Origin of the sequence: Ensifer adhaerens (assembly GCF_013283195.1) — a bacterium.
Taxonomy (GTDB): Bacteria; Pseudomonadota; Alphaproteobacteria; order Rhizobiales; family Rhizobiaceae; genus Ensifer; species Ensifer adhaerens_G.
Genome location: NZ_JABEKT010000003.1, coordinates 347,093 through 369,456 on the forward strand (window position 1 = coordinate 347,093; position 22,364 = coordinate 369,456).

The window sequence follows — 22,364 nt, forward strand, 5'->3', positions numbered from 1 at the left end:
CGCTCACCCACGCTCCGCGTCGAGACGCTTCGCGGCGACCAGAATGCCGTCGCTGTCGCCATAGAGATTGTCTCCCGGCCGGAACGTGACATTGCCGAAGCTGACGGGTACGGACACCTTGCCGACGCCATCCTTTGACGATTTCTTGGGCGACACCGCGCGGCAGAAGACCGCAACATCCATAGTGTCGATCTCAGCGCTATCGCGCACCGAACCGTTGATAACGATACCTGCCCAATCATTCTGCTTGAGGATCAGGGCTATCTGGTCACCGAGCAGGGCCAGCCGCATAGAGCCGCCGCCATCGACGACCATCACCCTGCCAAGACCCGGCTTCTGCAGTTCCGCCTTCAGAAGCGCATTGTCCTCGAAGCATTTAACGGTCTCGATCTCGCCCGAAAACATCTTCTTCTGTCCAAGCTTGATGAAGGGCAGGTCGCAGAAGGAAACGTCGTCACCGAATGCATCGACCAGATCGGCGGTTTTCATGATTTAAGTCCTTCGCCGAAAACGGCTTTCAGTTCCTGAACATTGCTAGTGGAAAGCATCCTGACCGGCGCACCGCGCAGCATGACCAGGAGCTTGGCGGTCTCCTCAAGTTCCTCGCTCGCATAAACAGCAGACTCGATGTCCTTGCCCGTGACCACCGGACCGTGATTGGCGAGCAGCACGGCGGCATAGGCGCCTCGCAGGTCACGGATGAGATCGCCGGCCTTTTCATCGCCGGGGCGCACATAAGGGATCAGCCGGACACGGCCGACACGCATGACGACGTAGGGGGTCAAAGGCGGGATGCAGTCTTCGGGGTCGGTATCGGAAAGGCAGGACAGCGCCGTCGCATAGGTGGAATGAAGGTGGACGACAGCGCCGGCCTGCGGACGGGTCTCATAGAATGCCCGGTGAAGGAAGATCTCCTTAGATGGCTTGTCGCCGGACACGTAGTTGCCCCGGTGATCGAGCTTGCCGATCCGCGCCGGATCGAGAAATCCAAGGCACGAATTAGTCGGCGTCATCAGGATACCATCCTCGACGGCCGCGCTGATATTGCCGGCGGAGCCGACGGAGAAGCCGCGATCGAACAGCGATTTCGACAGCCGGACGATATTCTCGCGGGTCTTGCTTTCTGACATCATCGCCCAGCCAACCTTTCAAGCGCCTTCGTGAAGAAATCCGGCGCACCGAAATTGCCGGATTTCAGCGCAAGCGCGATCGGCTGATCGCCATCCGACAGAAGTACGGGCACGCCGGGATCGATTTCCGGGCCGATCGTCAGGGCCCCGAGATCGAGGGCGGAAACGACCGCGCCGGAGGTTTCCCCGCCGGCAACAACAAGGCGGCGAATGCCGGATGCCACGAGCCTCTGTGCCGTCTCGGCGAACAGCGCATCGAGCCGGTCGGCCACGGCTTGTCGGCCGTAGCGTTCCTGCAAGGCACCCACCTCCTGCGGCGTGCCGGAGGAATAGACGAGCGGCGCCTTGCCGCGATGACCGGTCAGGAACTCCAGCAGCGTGTTTGCCGTGGTCTCTCCGGCCATGACGGAATGCACGTCGATCGGAAGACTGGGGTGGTTCCGGCTATGGATCTCCACCTGCTCACGGGTCGCGCCGGAGCAGCTGCCGGCAAGGATCGCTTCCGGTCCCTCCGCGCCGAGCAAACCACCGGAATTGCCTTTGGCCAGGCCAGCGCGGATGAAATTGGCGCCGAGGCCAATCGCGATGCCCGAGCCGCCGGTCACAAGCCGGTGACCAGCAATGGCGGTAGCGATGGTGACAAGATCGTCATCGGAGGTGGCATCGACGATAACGAGTGTTTCGCCGTTGTAGGAAGCTGCGTCGAGCGCGGCGCGAACCGCATCCGCTCCCCTTCGCACGGTCTCCTGTGTCACGAGGCCAACCTTGTCCACGACCTGTCTCGTCAACCACCGGCGGATGTCCGGATCACTCATCGGGTTGAGCGGATGGTGCTGCAGGCCCGATTCATTCAGCAACCGGTCCTTCACGAAAAGATGTCCCATATAGACTGTACGGCCCGCCCCCGGAAAAGCGGGACAAGCCACAACGCCGTTGACGCCCAGCGCCCTGGCCAGCGCCTCGCCCACAGGGCCGATATTGCCCTCCGGCGTGGAATCGAAAGTGGAGCAATATTTGAAGACGATCTGACGGCAGCCTTGGGCAAGCAGCCAGGAAAGCGCCGCCAGCGATTGTTCGATTGCCTGTTTCGCCGGGATCGACCGGCTCTTCAGCGAAATGACCCCCGCTTCGATATCGGCGGGCGCATCCTCGGAAGGGACACCGAGAAACTGCGCCGTCTTCAAGCCGCCCTGACCGGGCAGGCCCTTGGAGATCGTGTTGGCGATATCGCTCGCCCCGGTAAAATCGTCAGCAATAACGCCGAGCAACATGATAAGACCTCAAGCCTTCAGCAGATGTTTCAGTTTGGCGACGGCGGCATCCGGGCTCGTCAGGACCGGAATATCCGTGACGTCCTGCACCGGTTTCAGCGCGCGCGCCGTCGAGAAATGGGCGAGCGTGATCGCGTCGAAGCCTTCGAGCTTCGCTGCAGCCGCAGCGACCAGCCGGTTGTGGATTTCGACATCCCCTGCCCTCACCGCCTCGATGGCGCCCTCGACAAGAATGCTTTCGATGTCTGCCGCAGCATTCAGCCGATCAGCCTCTTCACGGAACTCCACCTCCATGCCCTCCCGCGCCGGGGGAAAGGTGTAGAGCATGGCGGTGCGGCCACCCTTTCGGATCGCGGCCTCGAACATCGCCTCGTTCGGCTTCAGGACCGGGATATCGACGGTGGTAGCCGCGTGCTCTATCGCCCGGCCAAAGGCGGAGCAGGTAAAGAGCACGGCTTCGCAGCCGGTGGAGCGGGCGTATTTCGTGAGCGCCACAATCCGATCGGTCAGCGCTTCGGTGATTTCAGCCACCTTTGCGCGATCCGGCGAGAGGCTGTCTTCGAGAATGTTGATCGGCTCCGCCTGCGGCCAGGAGGATGCGAATGCGGCCTTGATCGGATCGATGGCGATGGTGGTTGCGTGAATAAGCGCGATACGGGGACGGTTCATGGGATCACCAGAGAAAGAGTGGCGGCCGTCCGGGAGGACGAACGGCCGCCGGGAAGGGCACTCACTTCTGAGCGCCGGAGAACACCCAGATGCTTTCCTGCGGAATCTGTGCCCAGACCTTGCCTGTCGCCATGCGCTTGGTGCCATGCGCCTTGACAACGAAATCGCCACGGCTGAGGCGATATTCCCAGCGGTCGCCGAGATAGATGCTGTCATCGAGCTGCATCTCGATGCCGTCGGTTGCCGGCGTGTCGCTGACCTTGATCTGCTCGACGCGGATGACGGCACGGGCATCCTGCGACTGGCCGAGGCCTGCCGCTTCACGCACGGTGCCATTCAAGGACCAGCCGTTGCCGCCAATCACGGCAGATTTGCCGTCGACCGTCTGGACCTTGCCGCTGACGATGTTGTTGGCGCCAAGGAAATCGGCGGAATAGAAGCTGTTCGGGTTGGAATAGATCTCCTGCGGCCCGCCCTGCTGGACGATGCGGCCATCCTGCAGCAACAGGATGTTGTCGGCGGCAGCCAGCGCCTCGCCCTGATCGTGCGTCACCAGGATGGCACAGATCTGCAGGTCGAGGATCAGCTTGCGGATCCAGTAACGGGCCTCTTCGCGCAGCTTGGCGTCGAGGTTGGACAGCGGCTCGTCGAGCAGCAGCACGCGCGGTTCATAAACCAGCGCCCGGCAGATCGCCACACGCTGCTGCTGGCCACCCGAGAGCTGCGACGGATAACGGTCGGCCAGATGGCCGAGGCCCATCCGGTCAAGGATCGCCTGCACGCGCTTGCCGATGTCGGTCGGCGAGACATTGCGCAGCTTCAGGCCGTAGCCGACATTTTCCTTGACAGTGCGGTGCGGCCACAGCGCATAGCTCTGGAAAACGAGGCCGATGTTGCGCTGCTCGGGCGGCAGCGCCAGCTTCTTGTCGCCATCGAGAACGGTCTTGCCGCCGATGACGATGGTGCCGATTTCCGGCTGTTCCAGGCCGGCGATACAGCGCAGCAGCGTGGTCTTGCCGCTGCCGGAGGCACCAAGCAGGGCGACGATGGAGCCACGCTCGGCGGTGAAGGATGCACCCTTCAGGATCTGCAGGCCGCCCAGCCACTTCTGGATATTGTTGACGACGAGTTCAGTCATGGATTTTTGCTCCCAGTCGGAGGGCGAGTGCGAGGCCCGCGCCGGTCAAGACAACACTGATGAGGGAAAGGGCTGCGATCGTATTCATGGCGCCGGTCTGCAGGAGCGAGACCATCAGCGAGCCGATGACTTCGGTTCCGGCACCCATCAGGTAAACACCCGTCGCATATTCGCGAAGGAAGATGATCATGATCAGCGCCCAGGCGCCGGCGAGGCCGGGACGGACGATGGGGATGACGACGTCCTTCCAGGTGCGGCCGATGGTGGCGCCGGTGGTGCGGGCGGATTCTTCGAGTTCCGGGGCAACCTGCAGCAAGGTGCCCTGCAGCAGCCGCAGGCCATAGGACAGGCCGACGACGACATAGGCGACGAAAATGCTGATCAGTGTCGGGCGAAGCGGCGTGAGCAGCGGCACGAACAGGAAGACCCAGAAGAAGGCAAGACCGATGACCAGACCCGGCAGCGCACGCGGCAGAAGCACGATGTAATCGAGCAGCGTGTTCGATGCGCCCCAATTGCGGTGACCGGCAAGGCCGACCATCAAATAGATCCCGACCGCAACCGCGCCGCCGACAACCGACAGGATGACGGTGTTGATGATACCGCGCACCAGGCTCGGCACTTCGAGCAGATGATCGAAATTCGCGAAGGTCAGCTGGGCGAAGAGATTGACGCCCTCACCCCAGGCATCGACGAAGGCACGGACCGTGATGCCGCCGATGGGCAGGACGACGGACACGAACAGCCAGAAGCCGATGATGGACAATGCAATGACCTGCCCGCCTCGGCCGAGCTTGAGGGTGGCGACACGCGCACCCTTGCCGCCCATCGCCACATATTTGCGGGCGTTTTTCAGAAGCTTGCGCTGTGCCCAGACGAGCGGCAGCGTGATCAGGATCAGAACCACGGCGACAACGGCCATCAGCTGGTAGGTCGGCGTGCCGAACAAGGTCGTCAGCTTGTAGATATAGGTCGTCAGCACCATGATCCCGTTCGGGTCACCCAGAACGAGCGGGATGCCGAAGGTTTCGAAGCCGAGCAGGATGTTGAGCGAGGCGGCGAAGATCAGCGACGGCAAAACCATCGGCAGCGTCACGTCACGCGAGACCTGCCAGATCGATGCGCCGGTGGTGCGGGCGGCCTCTTCCAGATCGGACGGCAGATTGCGCATCGACGATGACACATAGAGATAGACATGGGGAACGTGGCTGAGGCCGGCGATCAGGATCATGCCCGGTAGGCTGTAGATGTTCCACGGCACGAAGCCAATCAGCCCGCGAATGAACAGCGACACGAAGCCGGTCGGGCCGACAGAAACGGTGTAGCCGAAGGCGAGAACGATCGATGAAATGAACATCGGCACGAGAACGAGGATCTCGAGAAGCCGCTTGCCCTTGATGTCGGTGCGGGTGATCAGGAAGGCGAGCAGCCCGCCGAGCGGCACGGCAATCGCGACCATGCCGAAGGAAAAGACGGCGGTCGTGCCGAGCGCCTTGTAGAAATTCCTGTCGGTGAAGACATAGCGGTATGCATCGAGACCGAACTTCGCCCGCGGGCTGAAGAAGGCAGCCGACAGGAAGCTCTGGTAGATGATCAAACCGACAGGAGCCAGAACGGCAATGGCCAGCAGGCCGATGACAACGGTGCGATAGACACTCGCATTTCCGTGGCGCGGCATCTTTGCCGGATATTTTTTCTCGGCCGCCGCCTTCGTCATCGGAAGCGCAGCCGGCGCTTGTGCATGGGTAGACATAATCGCCTCTCACAAGGGAAATCGAAGCTGCGGCGCGACCATACGCGCCGCAGCAGGAGAGATGTCAGCGACCGAGCGCGGCCTTCCAGTCGTTCAGGAACTGAACGCGCTTCATCTGGTCCATGTATTCGAGCACGCCTTCATCAACGGCGATCGGCTTCAGGCCGCCGCCGACACGCTCGTTGAGCGTCTTGATGTTGAGGCCGGCGCTCACGTCTTCACGCACCGAAGGCAGGCCGCCTTCGGCAAGCAGGGACTGACCTTCCTTGGACAGCATGAAGTCCACGAAGACCTTGGCGGCGTTCGGATGCGGCGCACCCTTGGTGACGAGGGCAAGACGCGAGAAGGCCGGCGTATAGTCGGTCGCGAAGTGTACGCCGAGGTTCGGGCTCTCCTTGATCCAGTCGAGCGCGTAGGAACCGATGATGTTGATGGCGATGACGTTTTCGCCGGAAACAACGGTTTCCTTCATGCCGCCGGAGCTGGAATAGATTTTTACGCCATCATCGCCCATCGCCTTGGCGAGATCCCAGAAATCCGGGCGGTTCTTCGCGTCGTTCGAATGGTTGAGGAAGCCGGAGCCGCTCTTTTCCGGGTCGAAGGTCGCGACCTTGCCCTGCAGCTCGCCCTTGTTGTCCTTCAGGAAGGTGATGAGATCGGCATAGGTCTTCGGCAGCTTGTCTTCCGTCAGCGCCTTGGTGTTGTAGATCATGCCGATCGGCTCGACGGTGGTGCCGTAGAGAATATTCTTGTAGGTGGCCCAGGCGGGAAGGTTTGCGGCTTCCGGCGAGGCATATTCCTCGGCATAGCCATCCTGAACCAGCGTCATCTGCAGGTCCATCGCCGAGCTCCAGACCACATCGGCGGTGACCTGGCTGGCCGCGGCCTCCGAAATCACCTGGTTGTAGGCGCCGTTGGTGCCAAGGTCGTTATAGGCGATCTTGATCCCGTATTTCGCCGTGAAGGCATCCTGCAGCTTCTGCGACTGGGCGGCATCGGTCGAGGTGTAAATCGAAACCGTGCCTTCCTTCTTTGCCGCTTCAATGATGGCGGCGTAATCGGCCGGATAGCCGGCCGGCACATCCTGCGCCCATGCAGAGACTGCCGAAAAGCCGAGTAGCGCGGTTGCCGCGGCAAGGCTTCGTACTGTCTTCGTGTTCATGCTCTTCTCCCATGTTGTGCCCGCGCTCCACGCTCCTCCGGGCGAAACTTCCAGGGCCGACGATCCGGCCCCAGAAAATGCTGAGTTTGGATTTTTAAATCGATATATCCAACAGGCGATCAGGCGACGGCAAAGGTCCGGCTGCTGTTGCCATTGTGGATCACCTTGGTGACTGCGGCACCGAAAGCATCAGTGTTGGCGTTTCCGCCGAGATCGCGGGTGCGGGTGGCTGGATTGGCGAGAACCTCATCGACCGCCCTTTCGATCTCCGCTCCGGCGGCCTCAAACTGCGGCAGGCCACGCTGTTCACCGAGCCAGCTCAGCATCATGCCGACGGACAGGATCAGCGAAGTAGGGTTCGCGATATTCTGGTTTTCGATGTCCGGTGCGGAACCGTGCTGCGCCTGGGCGCAGACAAGGCCGGTTTCGGCATTGGCATTGATCGAACCGGCAAGACCGAGACTGCCGGAAAGCTCGCTGGCGAGGTCGGAAAGGATGTCGGAATAGAAGTTCGTCGCAACGATCACGTCGAAGCGCGAGGGATCGCGCACCAGATGGGCGGCCATCGCGTCAATGATGAATTCATTGAGCGTGACTTCCGGAAACTCCGCCGCAACCTTGCGAACCTGCTGCAGGAACAGGCCATCCGTCAGGATGAAGTTGTTGGCCTTGTGAACGGCCGTCACCTTCTTGTTGCGCTTCATGGCAAGAATGAAAGCCTGGCGCGCAATGCGCTCGCAGGCTGAGGCCGTGATCTTGCGAACTGAGAGAGCGACATCCGGCGTTGGCATGAATTCGCCCGTGCCGGCATACATATTGCGGTCGGGATAAAAGCCTTCCGTCGCCTCGCGCATGATGACGAGGTCCATCTTCTTGGCATCGTTGAGGAACGGACGCGAACGCGCCGGCCGAACGTTTGCATAGAGATCAAGCTTGACGCGGAAGCCCGCCGAAACGTTGACGCCGCCCTTGTCGCGCGCCGGATAATCCATATGCGACTGGGGACCGAGAATGACGCCATCGAAGGTGCGTGCACGCTCGATGGTCTCGTCGCGAAGCGTGGTGCCGAACTTTTGGAGGCTCGCAAAGCCGGTGTCTTCGAAATGATATTCGAGTCCGAGCGAGAAGGCAGCATCGGTCGCCTTCAGCACCTCCATTGTCGCGGCGGTGATTTCCGGGCCGATGCCATCGCACGGCGTCACAAAGATCTTCATTGATTGCTCTCCCATGAGGCGACGAACTGTCACGTCGCTGAATGCCACGAGAGATAATTGGCTTTTTTAAGCTAAAAATGCAATCGAAAAATTCATTCGGATTGCTTTTCTTGGGAATGCTGGGACCAAGACCATGTAATTGGTGATTTTTTCGACAGCGCGCCGCCGAGGTGCCGGCGCATGGCAAAGGAGGCTTCGACGATCTCGCCCTGCTGCAACAGATCCAGAATCGCGAGATGCTCCTGGCACTGGCGCACCGTGCGGCTGCGATCGACCCGCGACCGATATTCCAGCAGGCGACGCATCCGGTTCACCCGGACCAGCGACAGGTGAAAGAACGGGTTGTTGGACATCTTGATCAGCTCTTCATGGAAGAGCGCACCATTGTGTAGAAGCCGCTCGGCCGGCAGCCGCTCGATATCTGTATCCAGCATCCGCATCTGGATCCGGCGCTGTTCGTCGATGATGGTTCGATCAAGACGGAACTCCGGCTCCAACATGGCTGCCGGCTCGATCAGCATGCGAAAACGGTAGATCTGCTCAAAGGCTTCCGCCGTCTTGGCAACCGGCAGGAAACGCCAACCATAACCCTGCTTTCTCTCCGCCCAGCCCTCGCGCGCGGCACGCAGCAGAATATCGTTCAGCTGCGCCTTTGTGAGGTCATAGCGCTCGCGCAACATCTGCTCGGTGACTTCGGCCGGGATCTTGTCCGTCAGCCAGTCTTCGGCAAGCCGCTGGTAATCGTTTGCGACCTCAAACGGCCTTGCCTCGTCACTCACCGGCTCGACCACGGCGCCGGCCGATTCCTTGACGAAGAAGCCACGGTTTTCCTTGAGTTCCACCAGCCCCTGATCCGAAAGGATCTGGAATGCATCCCGCACCGGCTGGCGCGAAACTCCAAATCGATCCGCAAGATGCTGCGCCCGCAAATGCTCTCCCCCGACAATCTCACCCGAGGTGATGAGAAGCGTGATCTCATTGGCGATGTTCAATGCAAGCGGACTGGAGGCCATGTCATATCCAATAGTGCGAGGCGCGTGCGCCGGATCCCGCCAGTTTTACGCGAGCGACCGCGCGATGGAAACGGGCGATCCGCGAATTTTGCACGAAACACGGATGAAAAGCCAATTTTTCGGCGCAATCGCTCTCCCAGAACGTGAGGGGGAGCCTGAAACCATCCGAAAAGATCGGCTAACCACGGCGCATCGTTCAGAGACTGAGGTGTCTCTGTAATGACATGTTCATAAAGAATTTTTTGCCAATCACGGCGTTTATTCTCGCAGCTTGCGGAGATGTAGTTCTGGGCGGATCGACACCTATGCCAGCCACTCCGCTTGACAAAATGAGATTTTTTGCATTTTAAGTTTTAAAAATGCAAAATGGGAATCAATTTTCCCTATTCCATCCAAGAATCAGGAGATCACCGTGATCACGACGATCAATCCCGCCGACGGCAAGGAGCTTGCCCGTTACGATCTACATGATGACGCCGCCGTCGATGCCGCCCTCGCCAATGCAGCGGAAGCCCAGAAAGCCTGGCGTCGAGAGCCGGTCGAGGTCCGGGTGAACCTGCTCTTCGCCATGGCAAAGGTTCTGCGGGCGGGAAAGGCCGAATATGCGGCGATGATTACGCGCGAGATGGGCAAGCCGATCGTCGAGGCAGAGGCCGAAATCCAGAAATGCGCCTACAATTGCGATTTCTATGCCGAACATGCACCGCAGTATCTCGCGGATGAAACGCTGGTCTCGGATGCAACGGAAAGCTTTGTCGAATTCGATCCGCTCGGCGTCGTGCTCGCAATCATGCCCTGGAACTATCCGTTCTGGCAGTTCTTCCGTTTCGCCGCGCCCGCCTTTGCCGCCGGCAATGGCGCTATCCTCAAGCACGCCAACAACGTGCCGGAATGCGCGCTGGCGATCGAGGATATCATGCGCGAAGCCGGCTGCCCGGAGGGGCTGTTCAGGACACTGCTGGTCGAGCCTTCGAAAGTCGCCGGTATCATTGCCGATGACCGCATCGCTGCCGTCACCCTGACGGGGTCGACGGAGGTCGGCGCCATCGTCGCTTCCCAGGCCGGCAAGGCCTTGAAGAAGCAGGTCCTCGAGCTCGGCGGCTCCGATCCCTTCATCGTTCTGGCCGATGCCGATCTCGAAGAGGCGGCCGCAACAGCGGTGAAGGCGCGTTACATCAATGTCGGCCAGTCCTGCGTCAACGCCAAGCGCTTCATTGTCGAGGAGAGCATTGCCGATCGGTTCGTAGACCTGTTTTGCGCCGGCGTCGCCAAATTGAAGATCGGTGCGCCCACGGAGCGCGACACCAATATGGGCCCCATGGCACGGGAAAACCTGATGAGCGGGCTGCATGCGCAGGTCGAAAAGACCCTTGCCGCCGGCGCGACGTTGAGAACCGGCGGGAAGCCCATCGACGGTGATGGCTTCTACTACCCGCCGACGGTTCTAGATCACGTCACGCCCGACATGGTGACCTTCCGCGAAGAAACATTCGGCCCGGTGGCCGCCATCATCCGCGTCAAGGATGCGGATGAGGCCATTGCGCTGGCAAACCAGACCGAGTTCGGCCTTGGCTCGGCGCTGTGGAGCCGCGATCTCGACCGGGCGCGAAAACTCGCCCGGAAGATCGATGCCGGCGCAGTCTTCATCAACGGCATGGTGGCCTCCGACCCCCGCTATCCCTTTGGCGGCATCAAGCGCTCCGGCTATGGCCGCGAACTCGGCGTCTACGGCATCCGCGAATTCGTGAACATCAAGACCGTCTGGCTCGGCCCGGTCAAGGCAGCGAAGCGAGGAGGAAACCATGACAGCCCAGCCCGCCATCCTGAGACCCGCCGAACTGAAGACCAACGATCGCGGCGGCGGCGCGCGCACCACGCCGCTCGTCACCCGCAAATGTGGCTCGACCAGCATCGTCAACGGCATCACCGCCTTCGATCCCGGGGCTTCGATCGGCCTGCACAAGCACAATTGCGAAGAAAGCGTCATGGTGCTCGACGGTCACGCGATCGCCGAGATCGATGGCGTGCGCTATCCACTCGGCCCGAACGACACGACCTGGATACCGGCCAACATTCCCCACCGCTTCATCAATGCCTCGCAGAGCGAGCCGATGCGAATCTTCTGGATCTACGCTTCGATCGACGCCACCCGCACGATGATCGCGACGGGCGAAGAACGCGCCATCGATGCCGAACACAAGGCCTGACAAGGGAGACAACCATGATCCTTGAAGTTGCCGAGTTCACCGTCAAGGCCGGCGATGAAGCTGCATTCGAGGCTGGAGCGGCAAAAGCCTTCCCGCTGTTTCTGCGCGCCAAGGGCTGCCACGGCGTAAAGCTGCATCGCGTGATCGAGCATGCCGGGGTCTATCGGCTTCTGGTGAACTGGGAGACCGTAGACAACCACATGGTTGATTTCTGGAACTCAGATGACTTCCAGGCATGGCGCCAGCTTGTCAGCCCCTATTTCGACGGGTCGCCCAAGGTGACTCATTCGCAGGTGTGATGAGCAGCGACGCCGGCTTCCCCGAATGACACTTGCGGCAACCGGCAAGCTCGCCTTGACACTTTTGATCGGCGCTCTCGGCGGCTGGATCATGTGGCATTTGCATATGCCGCTGGCCTGGCTACTCGGGGCGATGATTGCCTGTGGACTGGCGGCGCTGCTCGGTCTGCCACTGGCCTTGCCGCCCTTCATCAGGCCGCCGATGACGGCAACCATCGGCGTGATGCTGGGCGCCTCCTTTTCACCGTCGGTCTTCGACCATGTCGGCCTGTGGATCGTGTCGTTGCTCGGCCTCTCGGTGTTTATCGCAGCGGCCGGAGCGTTCGCCTATATCTACTTCCGGAAGATTGCCGGTTTCGATCACCCCACAGCCTTTTTCTCGGCCATGCCCGGCGGGCTCGTCGAGATGGTGACGCTCGGCGCGGAGCGCGGCGGCCACGAGCGAATGATCTCGTTGATCCATGCCGCCCGCATCTTCCTCGTCGTTCTGTGCCTTCCCTTCATCATCCAGTTCGTGACCGGCCATGTGATCTCGCGCAGCGGCTCAAGTTTCGTTCCTCTATCGACCGTGGAGTTGCCGGAGCTTTTGTGGCTCCTCGCCGCCATGGCGATCGGCGTGGTCACCGGCACGCTGCTGAGATTTCCGGCACGTTATCTCATGGGCCCGATGGCAGTCTCGGCGGCGCTGCATTACTTCGGCGTCACGGATTTCCAGCTCCCAAGCGTCGTCCTCGGCGCCGCGCAGGTTGTGATCGGCGCCACGGTCGGCTGTCGGTTCGTGAAAACACCGCCAAACCTGATCGCCCATGTCATCGGCCTCTCGATCGGGTCGACAGCACTGCTGCTGTGCATATCGCTGGCCTTCGCCTTCCTGATCTCGCTATGGACCGGAGAACGCTTCATCGGCCTGGTGCTCGCCTATTCTCCCGGCGGTGTCGCCGAGATGAGCCTGATCGCACTCTCCCTTGGCATCGAGATTCCCTTCGTGGTCTTCCACCACCTCGTCCGCGTCTTCCTCGTCGTGGCAGGATCGGCTGCGTTGTTTCGGATGACAAATACTAGATGAGACTATCTAATACTCTTGAACGGAATCGAACCGCCGACAGCCAAAAAATGGCGTAAGATTCACTCGTCGCCGAACTCAAAGGGCCATATCTGGGCACCATGCAGAATGCGAACGCGGTCGGCTGTCACCGTGTATGCGGCGATTTAGGGAGTGCGCGGAATTACCAACTCACGGGTTCCCTGAATTCGACCAGGGCGGCCGCTTTCGGGAAAGTCGAGGAGACGCCGGACTGCATGCGCGATCTCCTCGTCGACGTGCACCGCCGCTTTCGGGTTTTCACTTTCAATGTAGCTGAAAATAGCGTCTCGATCGTCAAGCGCATACCGCGCCCAGACAAGCCTCATCGGTCGCCAGCCCCGGCCTTGCGCAGAGCTGCCGCCCGGCGCTCGCGAAAGCGAGCCTCAGCATCCGCATCCTGGTAATCAGGTCGCGTATCCTCGAGAGCCTCCAAGACTTTGGCGCGGAACCAGGCATCGTGGGCGTCACTGCTACCGACCATCTCGAGCGGTAATGAGCCTTCGTTCGCCGTTCGCGTCAGAAGGATACGAACAACATCCGAGACAGTCAGCCCCATGTTTTGCAGGACAGCCGTGGCGCGGTCCTTGATGTCAGCATCAATCCGCGCCTGGACCAGTGCATTTGCAGCCATGACAAAATCTCCTTCACAAGCCAATGTAATGCGCTTGCATGACAAAATCCAGTATCATCGCGACTGGTGAGGCTTTGGAGTTTAGCCGGTGTCTTCAGGCGAATAGCGGTGGCTCTCAAGAAACTGTTGGGGAAATAGCCACCTTGTGTGCCCATCACTTTCACCGATAGCGATGGGCACACAGTCGCCATCTGTCTAACACCATCACAGACCAAATACAGAGATCACCGCCGTGGACCATTCGCTTTCAAAACGCCTTGTTGCCGAGGCCTTCGGGACGGGCCTGCTCGCGGTATCCGCTGTTGGAAGCGCGGCAATGGCCGGTGCGATGACGGATGTTCCGGCGTTGGTTTTGCTTTGTGTCGCTATATCCTGCAGCGCGGCGCTATACCTCATTCTCGAGCTCCTCGGGCCGATCTCCGGCGGCCACCTCAATCCGGCGGTGAGTCTGGCAATGCTCCTTCAGGGCCGGATACTGCGGAACGAGGCGGCCGCCTATGTGTCCATGCAGACGGTTGGCGGTGTGCTCGGCGTTTTCTTCGTCCATGTCACTTTCGGTTTACCGCTGCTCTCTGTCGGCGTTCACGTACGAACCGGGTTTCCCGTCTGGATCGCCGAGGCAGCGTCTACGTTTGGCCTCATATTGACTATCCTCCTTGGGCTCAGGTTTCGCCCCAACTCTGTATCAGCCTTCGTCGGTGTCTACGTCCTGTCAGTTACGCTTTTTGCGTCGAGCTCCTTCGCGAACCCGGCGACCACGATAGCCAGGGCATTCACAGACAGCCTTGCGGGTATTCGCCCCGTAGACGTCCTGCCCTTCGTTGTTTCCCAAAGTCTGGGCAGTTTGCTCGCTGTCGGATTTGCACGGTGGTTGACGACTGCTTCCGTCGTTACGTCAGAGCGCCGCTAACACCCGTGGGGCACTCAACGGCCCCCAATGTCATCTCGTCTGACACTGGCAAAGGAGAGGAGACTGAGCCCGCACGCCGACTGAAGATGCGACGACCAAGGGTCGGCATCCTGGAGTGGCTCCGCTTTGCGGAGAATATGCAGACGTCACGTTGGAACTCCGCCTTTCAATTTCACGCCCAGCCCCGCCTTACGTTCCCGCGTTCACCTCCCCGCCCTGACCAGCGACCGTGCGATATCGATGATGTCGTCACGGGCAGCCGTCGGGTCATCCTTGGACCAGGCGACCCCAAGCCCGATCCGGAAGTCGACACCCCTCACCTTCCTGAGCTCGAAATTGCGATTGGGCAGATCCAACGTCCATTCCGGTGCAAAGCCGATGCCAAGTCCGGCCGAGACCAGTGACACCAGCGAAAAGGTGTCGTCGCAGGTATAGGCAACGCTCTTCGCAAGGTCGTGCTCCTCGAACTTTTCAGCAAAGTAGCGTTCCGTATAGGACAGGTTCTGCCGTGAGAACGAGATGATCTTCTCGCCCTGCAGATCCTCGATGCCGATCTCACTTCGCGAAAGCAGTGCACTGCTCTTCTCCACCGCCAGCAGATAACGCTCATGCGCGATCGAGAAGAACCGGAGCGAGCCGATGTTTTCGACCGGTCGGATGAAGCCGAGATTGATCTGGCCGTTTTCCAGCCCGCGGATGATGTCGTTGGTGGATCCGCTCGAGATGTGCAGCTCGATATCGGGATATTTCCGGCCGATGCGAGAAAGGAATGCCGGCAAAAGGCCGATCGTTGCCGGGTAGACGGTTCCGATCTTGATCTTGCGCCGCGCCTTGCCGGCGACCGAACGCACCACCTCGGCCGACAGGTCGACATCGCCAAGGATCCTGACACAGCGATCGTAGTAGACCTCCCCTGCCCTTGTCAGTTCCACTCGCCGCGTCGAGCGCTCCAGCAGACGAACGCCAAGTTCCTTCTCCAGCGACTGGATCTGACAGCTCAAGGCCGGCTGGGCGATATGCACCCGTGCTGCCGCCCGACCGAAATGCAGTTCCTCGGCAACCGCCACGAAATAGGAGAGTTGGCGAAGTTCCATGGAGCTCTGTCCTCCCAATGACGCGCAGGATTCGTCGCAATCACGCGCGGTTGATGCCGCAGCGAAGCACGCTTTTTCAGAAATATGTCGAATATATTCTATGGATTATTGCCACGCAAGGTGGTGGCCATAAATTATGGACACTCGCACGCGCATAGCTTGGAATCTCCGGCAGATACGGTCTTCGAAGAAGATCACGCAGGAGCATCTGGCGGTCGACGCGAACGTCGATAGAACCGCGATAAGCGGCATCGAACGGGGAGAATACAATCCATCTGTTGACTTGCTGGATCGGCTGGCCACCGCATTGAGCGTCGACATCTCAGATCTTTTCGTGGACCGACATGAATCCGCGCCCGCGCCAGATCCGTTGAAAGCAGGAAGAAAGCCCAAATAGCCCTCAGCCCGACAGAGCTGTCTCACCGGGTTCCCGTCGATACATTGCGCGACTTTCGAAGCATAGAAAGAGAACATGGTTCGGCGAGGCCATTTTTCGGCGCAGAACATCTCCATGCTGAAGCTCTTGGGGCTTGAAGCACCCCCTTACAACGACGGTGTTCTTTTTTTGCCAGCGCACCGCTTCCATGGCCCTTGCATCACAATCGCGCGCGAAAAGCCTCGATCATCGCCCTTGAGACATCGGCGGGATAGCAGATTGGAGCAGCGCCGCCGGGCTTCGAATACGCGCTTCGGCGCCCGCAGCGCCGCCCGGCGCGGTCGCGATTTTCTGGGCAAGGGCACGAACCACTGTAGCCGGAAATGGACTCAGCAATAATCCGCTGAATGATCACGGCATCGGAAATCCGCGGGACTTTGATTGGCTCTTCACGGGATGGCTCCGCGGATGCCGGGGTATCGCGCTTTGGCTCCGACCGCGGTTTGTCGGAACTAAGGAGATGCGATGCGATCCAACCCTCCCTCCGCGTGAGATTGTCTTTGATACGTGACCACTCGCCATCGACAGACAGTAAGCCGACCGGCCGACCCGCATCGTATCGGTCGAGGATCGCAAACTCCTTGCCCGGTCCTTCTCGTAAGGCGACGCGCTTGCCGCGCACGAAAACCGTAGTGATCGCTGTCTCAGAGTCGACGCTTTCAGCTGGCTCGGAGGTTTGGCCCTGCTGAGGCGCAACCGCAGAAACTTGAGTGCCACCTCCGGCCACGGGCTTCTGTTCCTGTGTGACAATTATTTCTGAATGCGGTCGCGTCTCATTGATCGCAGCACGCTCGGCGCCGAAAGAACCGAGCCAATAAATCAATGTTGCGGCCGCCACCGCACCAACAAGAAATCGTCGCATGCTACTTCCCCGCCCATGGGTTGTATCATCCAATGCTTTCGAGAAGACAGCAAGCCCACGAGATGGCCAGCCGAGCCAGCGAGCGATGACCCGCGACGTCACTAGAACCCATACCACTTTGGCGATCGCGGTTTGTGTCCTGTCGCGCCGTTAACCGCTATGGCTTTTTTGTGTTGCAACTTGAACTTGATGAATGTTCTCTGAACATCAACAGAGCGTGGGAGCACCAATCTTGCCAAGTTTTCCGTCCGGCCTCATCCGGATACTGGCCTTTTGCTTAGCCATTTCGTTTGGGTATCATCCAGCATTGGCCGGGACGAAAAAGTTTGGCCCCTTCTCGTTCGAGGAGAGCGACCCCAGCGTCATCACCCTCACCGGCGAGATCGACCTCTATTCCGCTCTGAATTTCAGGCGAGCACTTCATGCTTCGCAAGAAGCCAGATTGTTGGTGCTCGATAGCGTCGGTGGCGCTGTCCAGATGGCTCTGTTGATCGCCGACGACGTGCATGAGAGGCGCGTCTCCACCATTATCCCGAAAGGGAAAGGTTGCTACTCGGCTTGCGCTTTCATCTTTCTGGCAGGGGTAGAGCGCCAGGTGGACGGAGAGCTTGGCGTCCACCAGATCTCCAATGAATCGAACGACCTTGTGAGCGCGCAGCTGTCAATTTCCGATATCATTGACATGCTCGCTCGCTTCGATACGCCGGCAGAAGTCATGACGACGATGTTCAAGACCCCGCCATCGCAAATGCATGTGTTCTCGAACGAGGAAATTGGCCGCTTCAAGCTCAACCGCAAGGCCCCGGCGTCAACGGCGATTGAATCAATTCCCTCAGCCCCAACTGTCAGCCAAGAGGGCACACCGCCCTTGACGGCAAACTCTACTGCGGGCGGCGCCGGTGAGCCAAGCAACCAACAAGTTGCCGCAGCCAACCCTACGCCGATCGATCTCGGTCAGAGCGAGAAACTATCGGCGATTGAGGAGTTTGCCCGCAAGCCGACGCGTATCGCCGTTTACACGGGCCTTGACCTGTTTGGCGATGACCTCGGTTCGAAAAGGGCGATCGACGTAGCCGAATGCGCCAGGAGCTGCCTAAAAATGAACGGCGCCTGTAAGGCCTTCACCTTCAACGCCAATCCGAAGATCGTGCGCGGACCGAACTGCTTCCTTAAAGCAAAGGAAGGTCGTGCGGATGGCAACTCAGTGGCCATCTCTGGAAAAATCCTGGCGAGCGCCGATCCAGATCCGACGTCATTTAGCATGGGCACAATCGATCCGAAGAAGGCGCTATTCGAGGATGTCGATCTGCCTGGAGGCGATCTGGGCGTTCGTGCGTCGATCGCGAACGCATCGCCTCTTCAGTGCCGACTCGCTTGCATCGATAATGACCGTTGTGTTGCATTCACATACATCAAGAAGAAGCGGGAGTGCTGGATGAAAGGCGCCGTCGGCACACCACTCCTTAAGTCCGGTATGATTTCTGGTGTGAAGACCTTTGAAACCTTCGCGCCAGCGAGAATTGTAGGCCTCAACTGACGAGCTGAACCGTTATCGCATTTTGCGAAAGAAACTATGCGTCGGCGGAGTTGGCAAGTTGCCTTAGCTTCGCAACGCTTTCAGAATCGCGCTCGCCCGAGCCAACGCCGCTTCGGCCGCGCTCAGTTCAATGGACACTGACAACAGTTCGCGGTTTGCCATTGCGAGCACCACTCGCATGACCTCATCAGAGTTTTTGGCAAGGAGGATGAGGTGCCATCCCTCGGGCCCGCGGTCGCCGGCCAGCCAATATTTCGCGGTTCTCCCGCTTGCCCCCGTCCATCGCATGATGGTTTTTATTGCACGGGCGCCACCACCCAGCTCCCGGCGCAATGCCGCTGCAATGGCGACAATATAGTCCTCTCGGATACCTCGCGTTTGCGCCGGAACAATTGTGCCCATATTGGGAACCATGTTTCCCGCCTCCCCGGTCTATAATCTCCCACTCGAAGCTCAGCCCTAGAGCGAAATTTTGGCACGCCATGGTCATCGATTGGACGCAGAAGGGTGACGCCAAACCGCCGTCACTTAAACAACCCAAAGTTCGAGCTGCCACCTATGTTCGGATGTCCACCGAGCATCAAAAATACTCGACCGACAACCAGATCGCAGCGATCAGCCGCTACGCAGAGCAACATCATTTTGAAGTCGTGCGCACTTACGCCGACGAGGGGAAAAGCGGCCTCAGGCTCGTCGGACGAGATGCGCTTCAGGCACTGCTTCGTGATGTTGAAGACGGCATCGCCGGCTATGAGGCGATCCTTGTCTACGATGTCAGTCGCTGGGGGAGGTTCCAGGATCCAGACGAGGCCGCGGAAATCGAGCTGCGTTGCAAGCGCCACGGTATCCGTGTCCACTATTGCGCCGAGCAATTCAGCAATGACGGCAGCATCGGGTCTTCGATCATCAAGACCGTCAAGCGCGCCATGGCTGGCGAATATAGCCGCGAACTCTCCGTCAAGGTGTTTGCCGGCCAGGCGAACCTGATCCGGCTCGGTTTCCGGCAAGGCGGGCCCCCGGGATATGGCCTGAGACGCCTGCTTGTAGATCATGCCGGAAACGCAAAGGCTGAACTTGCCCGAGGGGAGCAAAAGAGCATCGCGACCGATCGCGTCATCCTTGTACCTGGTCCAGCGGATGAAATCCGCCTCGTGCGTCGTGTCTATCGCCTATTTGTCGACGAGCGGCGAAACGAAGCAGAGATCGCGGGGACACTAAACCAAGAAGGTCTTCTGAATGACTGCAGGCGTCCATGGACGCGCGGCACTGTGCATCAGATCCTAATCAACGAGAAGTATGTCGGCAACAACGTCTGGGCCCGAACATCTTTCAAACTGAAACAGGAGCATGTGAACAATCCCGAGGCCAACTGGATCCGAGCCGACGGGGTTTTCGAGGCAATCATTGACTTCGCAACATTTGAAAAGGCACGAGCTATCGTTGTCGCCAGATCTGCACGTCTTTCAGATGAAGCAATGCTCGACAAATTGGCCGGTGTTCTCACGCGCAATGGCTACCTATCCGGCTTCCTGATTGACGAGGCGGACGAATGTCCCTCAAGCTGTTGCTACGCCAGTCGGTTCGGCACACTGCTGCGCGCATATGCACTGGTAGGCTTCGTCCCCGACCGCGACTATCGTTATCTGGAAATCAATCGCACCCTTCGCCGCCTCTTCCCCGCAATCGTGGCCAACATCATCGAGGGATTGCAAGAGGCGGGTGGCACCGTCACACGAGATGCCGAGACAGACCTACTTACTGTCAATGAGGAGTTTACGGCGTCCGTCCTTATCTCACGATGTTTTCAGACAAGCATTGGAACGCTGCGGTGGAAGGTCAGGTTGGACACGGCGCTACGGCCCAATCTGACAGTGTTGGTCAGGATGGATCCCGACAACATCGCACCCTATGATTACTACTTGCTACCCCTGCTCGATATGCGTGAGGCGGTGCTGCGCCTTTGCGACAGCAACGGCCTTTCTCTGGACGCTTACCGATGTGAGTCCCTGTCGCGGTTTTATGCGATGGCCCGTCGCACCGCTCTTTTGGAGGTTGCCTAGATGGTCGCGGTTCCAGCGCAAAAGATAGAAATGATCCCGATCGAACGGTTGGCGGTCGTCAATCCACGGCTTCGAAACAAGAAGCAGTTCAAGGAGATCATCTCAAATATTGGCCAGATCGGCCTCAAACGGCCGATCACTGTCACCCGGCGAATGGAGGCAGGAGGTCCGTTCTATCATCTCGTTTGCGGCCAAGGCCGCCTTGAAGCCTTTATCGCGCTGGGCCAAGAACAGGTTCCAGCCCTTGTCGTGAATGCCAATCCTGAGGATTGCCTAGTCGCCAGCATAGTTGAGAACTGTGCCAGGCGGAAACACCGGGCGCTTGACCTTCTGCAAGACATTGGCGGCATGAAGGAACGTGGACACAACGCTCCGGCTATTGCGCGGATGACTGGGCTTTCCGCGGAGTACGTCTATGCTGTCGTTCACCTCTTGGAAAAGGGTGAAGAGCGACTACTGAGAGCTGTCGACGCCGGGCAGATCCCGTTCACAGTAGCCCTTGAGATTGCCGACGCGGACGATCACGACGTTCAAGCAGCGCTGCAAACTGCCTATGAGAAGAACCTTCTTCGCGGCAGGAAACTGATTGCGGCGAAACGTATCGTCGAGGCGCGCAGGAACCGTGGCAAATCCGTGCACTACAGCCCCAAACCTCGCCCTCCCACCATCTCATCAGAGGCCTTGTTGCGGGCCTATCAGGATGACGCGGACCGCAAGCGCATCCTCATTCGGCGCGCGGAAGCAGCGAAGGCGCGGCTTGCCTTCGTCACCGAAGCGATGCGTAGGCTGATCAGCGATTCTGAATTTAAGGGAGTTCTGGAGGAGGAAGGCTTGATCAGCCTGCCCGAAACCCTGGCGACCCGGCTAATCGCAGAAAGGGGACGTCAGAATGAAAGACCGTGAAACCAAGGCCCCTGTCGCGCTGGCCTTTGAAATGACGAGCTTGCGGATCCCGATCGCCGAGATATTGCCGCTCAAACAGCTCCCGCCAAACGTGACCAAGTCGATGAAGTACGCCCAAATAGCGTCCTCGATTGCTGAGCTCGGATTGATTGAGCCGCCCGTCGTAATCCGTGACAAAGCGGATCCCACAGTGTTTCATCTGCTCGACGGTCACATTCGTATCGATGTCCTCAAGAAGTTGGGCGAGACGGAGGTGGTCTGCCTGGTCGCGATCGAAGACGAGGCATTCACCTACAATCGCCGAATTAGCCGCCTGGCGACGATCCAGGAACACAAAATGATCCTGACTGCCATCGAGAAGGGTGTGCCTCAAGAGCGGCTGGCGCGAGCATTGAACGTGAACATCCACAGCATCCAGCAGAAGAAGAGCTTGCTTGACGGCATTTGTCCCGAAGCAATCGACCTTCTAAAGGACAAGCATGTCCCAGTGAACACCATTGGTCAGCTGAAGAAAATGAAGCCGATGCGCCAGATTGAATCGGCGCAGTTGATGACCGCGATGAACAAGTATTCAATCACCTATGCGCGTTCGCTGGTCGCGGCCACGCCAGAATCGATGCTCGTTCGACCGAAGAAGCCGATCCGCGGCCTCAGCGGCGATCAGATCGCGCTCATGGAAAATGAAGCAGCCAACCTCGACCGCGAGTTTAAGACGATCGAGCAAGACTATGGTGCCGATCACCTCGACCTCGTTTTGACCACCGGATACCTCACACGTCTGCTCAGCAACGCCCGGGTTGTGCGATATCTCGCCCAAAAGTTTCCGGACATCCTGGCGGAGTTTCAGAAGATTACGGAACTGCGAAAGGCAGCCTGATCGCAAGGCCCGCGACTTCTCGGCCGCCCCGAGTTGGCAATGAAATAAGAAAACTCAACTCTCTTTCGCCTTGAAAGGAGTCGAACCATCGTTGCCTCTGGGAAACTGTCGAGC

22 protein-coding genes and 3 pseudogenes are annotated in these 22,364 nt (G+C 59.3%); 10 read left to right on the forward strand and 15 right to left on the reverse strand.

Annotated features, from left to right (window positions below):
- Positions 1–3 precede the first annotated feature (3 nt).
- The 10 genes and pseudogenes from rraA to LPJGGPFB_RS33655 all read right to left on the reverse strand — a co-directional run.
- On the reverse strand, positions 4–489 hold the full coding sequence (gene rraA, locus LPJGGPFB_RS24595) for a ribonuclease E activity regulator RraA (RefSeq protein WP_173422566.1): 486 nt from the start codon (positions 487–489) through the stop codon (positions 4–6).
- Positions 486–1,133, reverse strand: a complete 648-nt coding sequence (gene otnC / locus LPJGGPFB_RS24600; protein WP_345791070.1) for a 3-oxo-tetronate 4-phosphate decarboxylase — start codon at positions 1,131–1,133, stop codon at positions 486–488. The genes rraA and otnC overlap by 4 nt, the downstream gene beginning before the upstream one ends.
- A complete protein-coding gene (gene otnK / locus LPJGGPFB_RS24605) occupies positions 1,130–2,401 on the reverse strand; it encodes a 3-oxo-tetronate kinase (RefSeq protein WP_173422567.1) in 1,272 nt (423 codons plus the stop codon). Before otnK ends, otnC begins: the two co-directional genes overlap by 4 nt.
- 9 nt (positions 2,402–2,410) lie before the next feature.
- Positions 2,411–3,070 (reverse strand): aspartate/glutamate racemase family protein, encoded by a 660-nt coding sequence (locus LPJGGPFB_RS24610; protein WP_173422568.1) that lies wholly within the window; start codon positions 3,068–3,070, stop codon positions 2,411–2,413.
- A 61-nt stretch (positions 3,071–3,131) separates the two neighbouring features.
- Positions 3,132–4,208 (reverse strand): ABC transporter ATP-binding protein, encoded by a 1,077-nt coding sequence (locus LPJGGPFB_RS24615; RefSeq protein WP_173422569.1) that lies wholly within the window; start codon positions 4,206–4,208, stop codon positions 3,132–3,134.
- The gene (locus LPJGGPFB_RS24620) at positions 4,201–5,961 is read right to left on the reverse strand and encodes an ABC transporter permease (protein ID WP_173422570.1); all 1,761 of its coding nucleotides are present in this window, start codon (positions 5,959–5,961) and stop codon (positions 4,201–4,203) included. Before LPJGGPFB_RS24620 ends, LPJGGPFB_RS24615 begins: the two co-directional genes overlap by 8 nt.
- Positions 5,962–6,025: 64 nt before the next feature.
- Positions 6,026–7,123: an ABC transporter substrate-binding protein gene (locus LPJGGPFB_RS24625; RefSeq protein WP_173422571.1), complete on the reverse strand. Its 1,098-nt coding sequence runs from the start codon at positions 7,121–7,123 to the stop codon at positions 6,026–6,028.
- 119 nt (positions 7,124–7,242) lie between these two features.
- On the reverse strand, positions 7,243–8,337 hold the full coding sequence (locus LPJGGPFB_RS24630; protein ID WP_173422572.1) for an isocitrate/isopropylmalate dehydrogenase family protein: 1,095 nt from the start codon (positions 8,335–8,337) through the stop codon (positions 7,243–7,245).
- Between the two features lie 92 nt (positions 8,338–8,429).
- Entirely contained in the window at positions 8,430–9,128 is a 699-nt protein-coding gene (locus LPJGGPFB_RS24635) for a GntR family transcriptional regulator (RefSeq protein WP_345791085.1), read from the reverse strand.
- Positions 9,129–9,158: 30 nt separating this feature from the next.
- A pseudogene (locus tag LPJGGPFB_RS33655) lies at positions 9,159–9,350 on the reverse strand (GntR family transcriptional regulator); the annotation flags it as partial.
- A 412-nt stretch (positions 9,351–9,762) separates the two neighbouring features.
- On the opposite strand from LPJGGPFB_RS33655, the pseudogene LPJGGPFB_RS24640 reads away from it, so the two are divergent.
- The 4 genes and pseudogenes from LPJGGPFB_RS24640 to LPJGGPFB_RS24655 form a co-directional block, all read left to right on the forward strand.
- Positions 9,763–11,136 (forward strand): annotated as a pseudogene (locus LPJGGPFB_RS24640) (NAD-dependent succinate-semialdehyde dehydrogenase); the annotation flags it as partial.
- A 16-nt stretch (positions 11,137–11,152) separates the two neighbouring features.
- Positions 11,153–11,557, forward strand: coding sequence for a cupin domain-containing protein (locus LPJGGPFB_RS24645; protein WP_173422907.1), 405 nt, complete (start codon positions 11,153–11,155; stop codon positions 11,555–11,557).
- Between the two features lie 14 nt (positions 11,558–11,571).
- Complete coding sequence (locus tag LPJGGPFB_RS24650; RefSeq protein WP_173422908.1) at positions 11,572–11,856, forward strand: antibiotic biosynthesis monooxygenase family protein; 285 nt, start codon at positions 11,572–11,574, stop codon at positions 11,854–11,856.
- Positions 11,857–11,881: 25 nt separating this feature from the next.
- Positions 11,882–12,922: an AbrB family transcriptional regulator gene (locus LPJGGPFB_RS24655; protein WP_173422574.1), complete on the forward strand. Its 1,041-nt coding sequence runs from the start codon at positions 11,882–11,884 to the stop codon at positions 12,920–12,922.
- Between the two features lie 59 nt (positions 12,923–12,981).
- On the opposite strand, the pseudogene LPJGGPFB_RS24660 reads toward LPJGGPFB_RS24655, so the two are convergent.
- A pseudogene (locus LPJGGPFB_RS24660) lies at positions 12,982–13,266 on the reverse strand (type II toxin-antitoxin system RelE/ParE family toxin).
- The gene (locus LPJGGPFB_RS24665; RefSeq protein ID WP_173422575.1) at positions 13,263–13,571 is read right to left on the reverse strand and encodes a type II toxin-antitoxin system RelB/DinJ family antitoxin; all 309 of its coding nucleotides are present in this window, start codon (positions 13,569–13,571) and stop codon (positions 13,263–13,265) included. The pseudogene LPJGGPFB_RS24660 and the gene LPJGGPFB_RS24665 overlap by 4 nt, the downstream one beginning before the upstream one ends.
- A 232-nt stretch (positions 13,572–13,803) precedes the next feature.
- On the opposite strand from LPJGGPFB_RS24665, the gene LPJGGPFB_RS24670 reads away from it, so the two are divergent.
- Positions 13,804–14,481: an aquaporin gene (locus LPJGGPFB_RS24670; protein WP_173422576.1), complete on the forward strand. Its 678-nt coding sequence runs from the start codon at positions 13,804–13,806 to the stop codon at positions 14,479–14,481.
- Between the two features lie 203 nt (positions 14,482–14,684).
- Here LPJGGPFB_RS24670 and LPJGGPFB_RS24675 read toward each other — a convergent pair whose 3' ends face one another.
- Positions 14,685–15,575, reverse strand: a complete 891-nt coding sequence (locus LPJGGPFB_RS24675; RefSeq protein ID WP_173422577.1) for a LysR family transcriptional regulator — start codon at positions 15,573–15,575, stop codon at positions 14,685–14,687.
- Positions 15,576–15,711: 136 nt separating this feature from the next.
- Here LPJGGPFB_RS24675 and LPJGGPFB_RS24680 point away from each other — a divergent pair, with 136 nt between their 5' ends.
- Positions 15,712–15,972, forward strand: coding sequence for a helix-turn-helix domain-containing protein (locus LPJGGPFB_RS24680; protein ID WP_173422578.1), 261 nt, complete (start codon positions 15,712–15,714; stop codon positions 15,970–15,972).
- A gap of 199 nt (positions 15,973–16,171) precedes the next feature.
- Here LPJGGPFB_RS24680 and LPJGGPFB_RS24685 read toward each other — a convergent pair whose 3' ends face one another.
- On the reverse strand, positions 16,172–16,873 hold the full coding sequence (locus tag LPJGGPFB_RS24685) for an SH3 domain-containing protein (protein WP_173422579.1): 702 nt from the start codon (positions 16,871–16,873) through the stop codon (positions 16,172–16,174).
- 193 nt (positions 16,874–17,066) lie between these two features.
- Here LPJGGPFB_RS24685 and LPJGGPFB_RS24690 point away from each other — a divergent pair, with 193 nt between their 5' ends.
- Positions 17,067–18,410, forward strand: coding sequence for a PAN domain-containing protein (locus LPJGGPFB_RS24690; RefSeq protein WP_234903034.1), 1,344 nt, complete (start codon positions 17,067–17,069; stop codon positions 18,408–18,410).
- Between the two features lie 63 nt (positions 18,411–18,473).
- On the opposite strand, the gene LPJGGPFB_RS24695 is transcribed toward LPJGGPFB_RS24690, so the two are convergent.
- The gene (locus tag LPJGGPFB_RS24695; RefSeq protein ID WP_173422580.1) at positions 18,474–18,824 is read right to left on the reverse strand and encodes a hypothetical protein; all 351 of its coding nucleotides are present in this window, start codon (positions 18,822–18,824) and stop codon (positions 18,474–18,476) included.
- A 68-nt stretch (positions 18,825–18,892) separates the two neighbouring features.
- On the opposite strand from LPJGGPFB_RS24695, the gene LPJGGPFB_RS24700 reads away from it, so the two are divergent.
- Genes LPJGGPFB_RS24700 through LPJGGPFB_RS24710 form a run of 3 tightly spaced genes read left to right on the forward strand, consistent with a single transcriptional unit; the run spans position 18,893 to position 22,250 of the window.
- Complete coding sequence (locus tag LPJGGPFB_RS24700) at positions 18,893–20,470, forward strand: recombinase family protein (protein WP_173422581.1); 1,578 nt, start codon at positions 18,893–18,895, stop codon at positions 20,468–20,470.
- Positions 20,471–21,373: a ParB/RepB/Spo0J family partition protein gene (locus tag LPJGGPFB_RS24705; RefSeq protein ID WP_173422582.1), complete on the forward strand. Its 903-nt coding sequence runs from the start codon at positions 20,471–20,473 to the stop codon at positions 21,371–21,373. It begins immediately after the preceding gene.
- The gene (locus tag LPJGGPFB_RS24710) at positions 21,360–22,250 is read left to right on the forward strand and encodes a plasmid partitioning protein RepB C-terminal domain-containing protein (protein ID WP_173422583.1); all 891 of its coding nucleotides are present in this window, start codon (positions 21,360–21,362) and stop codon (positions 22,248–22,250) included. Before LPJGGPFB_RS24705 ends, LPJGGPFB_RS24710 begins: the two co-directional genes overlap by 14 nt.
- Positions 22,251–22,364 lie beyond the last annotated feature (114 nt).